The sequence below is a fragment of the Bartonella sp. MM73XJBT genome, from assembly GCF_028618465.1.
Lineage (GTDB): Bacteria > Pseudomonadota > Alphaproteobacteria > Rhizobiales > Rhizobiaceae > Bartonella.
Genome location: NZ_JAQISY010000083.1, coordinates 1 through 2608, shown reverse-complemented (window position 1 = coordinate 2608; position 2608 = coordinate 1). Strand labels below are relative to the sequence as shown.

The following is a 2608-nucleotide window of genomic DNA, read 5'->3' as shown; positions in this document are numbered from 1 at the left end:
GATCTCCCCCCTTACTTCACACCCCAAGCAAGGCATATGCTTTTTCACACGCATGCACCCCAGCACCTGACATGACGTCACACCCAGAGGAAAACAAAGCACACAGGTCGTTTTACAACATCAAGAAACACAAAACCAACTTCTATGCTGTAAGCTTACCCCTCTTTCTCCCATGACACAGCATTCTTTTATTGCCCTGTTTCATTGTCCTCTCACCTTGTGGTAAGCAACCGCTTGAAGAGAAAATGGTAGGATGCCACCATCGCTATAGTAAACAACACAGCAAGCGGTATCCCTAACTGATCTGCATAGAATATGAACTTGCAATTGCCCTAAGCGTTTTCCCCCTCACGCACTTTTTATGAATTGCCCTGTTTTATAAAAAGCCTTGTTGCTTGGTTAATTCTTGCAATTTTGGGATATTTTGTTTCAACAGATGCCCCAATATGACATGGAGTATTAAAATAACCGGTATAAAGGCAAAAACACACACCGTTATGACTTCCAACCAGACAAAGACAGAAAAAAGGCTGTAATTCTCCCATTCTATGAATTCCCACTCGAGCAAGATTGGTATAAAGAAAATTTCTTTACACAACACAAAGATGACACAAATACAGAAGATGATTTTATAATCTCTCCACGAGAGAAAGACCTCTTCAAAAGGAAAAGACCGCAAGTCTTTATCAAGCTCCCAATTTTTTCCCTTCATTTGCTTCTCCCTGTTCTCATGAGAGCTTAGACTTGCAATGCCCCGCACAACTCCAAGCACTCATGCTTTTTTCACAAGCTCACCCAAGTAATGACACGACTTGCACACAGATGAAAAAACGCATAATGATCGTTTTAAAATATCAAAAAACACCAAGAAAACAAACCATTATATTTTTGAGATCTCTACCTCTCTGACGAGCTCTCTTGCTCCCCCAAGCAAGGCATATGTTTTTCATCCGCTCCGCCCCAGTAGCTAACATGGCTTGCACACAGATAAAACAAACCGTTATATTTTGAGAACTCTGTCTCTTTAACCAGCTCCCTTGCTTCACACCCCAAACACGCGTGTTTTTTTCACACGCATGCACCCCAGCACCTGACATAACGTGCACACAAAAGCATAAGGGTCACTTTAAAACATCAAGAAACACAAAACCAACTTCTATGCTGTAAGCTTACCCCTCTTTCTCCCATGACACAGCATTCTTTTATTGCACTGTTTTATTGTCCAATCTTGTGGGAGGCAACCGCTTGAAGAGAAAATGATAGGATGCCACCCTTGCGTGTCGTAAACAACACAGCAAATGGTATCTCCAACAGAGAAAACAGACATGCATACGAGTAAAACCTCACAAGGGTCGTTTTAAAATATCAAGAATCCGCCAGAAAGAATACCTTTATACTTTAAGATCTCCCCCCTTACTTCACACCCCAAACACGCGTGTTTTTTTCACACGCATGCACCCCAGCACCTGACATGACGTCACACCCAGAGGAAAACAAAGCACACAGGTCACTTTAAAACATCAAGAAACACAAAACCAACCTCTATGCTGTAAGCTTACCCCTCTTTCTCCCATGACACAGCATTCTTTTATTGCACTGTTTTATTGTCCTCTCACCTTGTGGGAGGCAACCACTTGAAGAGAAAATGATAGGATGCCACCCTTGCGTGTCGTAAACAACACAGCAAGCCGTATCCCTAACTGATCTGCATAGAATATGAACATTGCAATTGCCCTAAGCGTTTTCCCCCTCACGCACTCTTTATGAATTGCCCTGTTTTATGAAAAGCCTTGTTGCTTGGTTAATTCTTGCAATTTCTGGATATTTTGTTTCAACAGATGCCCCAATATGACATGGAGTATTAAAATAACCGGTATAAAGGCAAAAACACACACCGTTATGACTTCCAACCAGACAAAGACAGAAAAAAGGCTGTAATCCTCCCACACGGTGAGTTCCCACTTAGCGAGAGTTGGTATAAAGAGAGCCATTTTGCCCAGTACAATAAGGATACAGATACAGAAGATGATTTTATAATCTCTCCACGAGAGAAACGCCTCTTCAAAAGAAAAAGACCGCAAGTCTTTATCAAGTCCCCCATTCTTCCTCTCCATTTTCTCCTCCCTGTCTCATAAGAACTTTAATGATACTTCAAATGCCCAGCATACTCCAAAAATTTGTATAGCTTTCACACGCCCCACCCCAAGCACCTGACATAACGTGCACACAAAGGCATAAGGGTCGTTTTAAAACATCAAAAAACACAAAACAAACCGTTATACTTGCCAGCTCTCTACCTCTCTGATGAGCTCCCTTGCTCCACACCCCAAACACGCGTGTTTTTTCACACGCACCACCCCAGCACCTGACACAACGTGTACACAAAGGCATAAGGGTCATTCTTTTATTGCCCTGTTCCATTGTCCAACCTTGTGGGAGGCAACCCCTTGAGGAGAGAATAAGAAAGAGACTTTTTTCAATCGACAGGTAAAAAATATAAAGAGCCCCAACATAACTGGGATAAAGACAACAGCATACACAGCAAGAATTTTGAGCAACATAAAAACAGCAAAAAAATTGCTCTTCTTCCACGCGATTAACTCCCAGT

General features: G+C 42.1%; 3 protein-coding genes. All 3 read right to left on the bottom strand.

Features of this window, described 5'->3' with window-relative positions; genetic code table 11:
• Nucleotides 1–376: 376 nt before the first annotated feature.
• The gene (locus PVV69_RS09630) at nucleotides 377–712 is read right to left on the bottom strand and encodes a hypothetical protein (RefSeq protein ID WP_273757327.1); all 336 of its coding nucleotides are present in this window, start codon (nucleotides 710–712) and stop codon (nucleotides 377–379) included.
• Between the two features lie 1066 nt (nucleotides 713–1778).
• A complete protein-coding gene (locus tag PVV69_RS09625) occupies nucleotides 1779–2114 on the bottom strand; it encodes a hypothetical protein (protein ID WP_273757326.1) in 336 nt (111 codons plus the stop codon).
• Between the two features lie 282 nt (nucleotides 2115–2396).
• The coding region (locus PVV69_RS09620; protein ID WP_404978386.1) for a hypothetical protein at nucleotides 2397–2608 on the bottom strand (212 nt) is incomplete at its 5' end.

What these genes read in the sequence shown, in the direction of transcription:
- PVV69_RS09625 (WP_273757326.1), bottom strand. Translation starts at nt 2,114, where the DNA reads ATGGAGAGGAAGAATGGGGGACTTGATAAAGACTTGCGGTCTTTTTCT.
- PVV69_RS09630 (WP_273757327.1), bottom strand. Translation starts at nt 712, where the DNA reads ATGAAGGGAAAAAATTGGGAGCTTGATAAAGACTTGCGGTCTTTTCCT.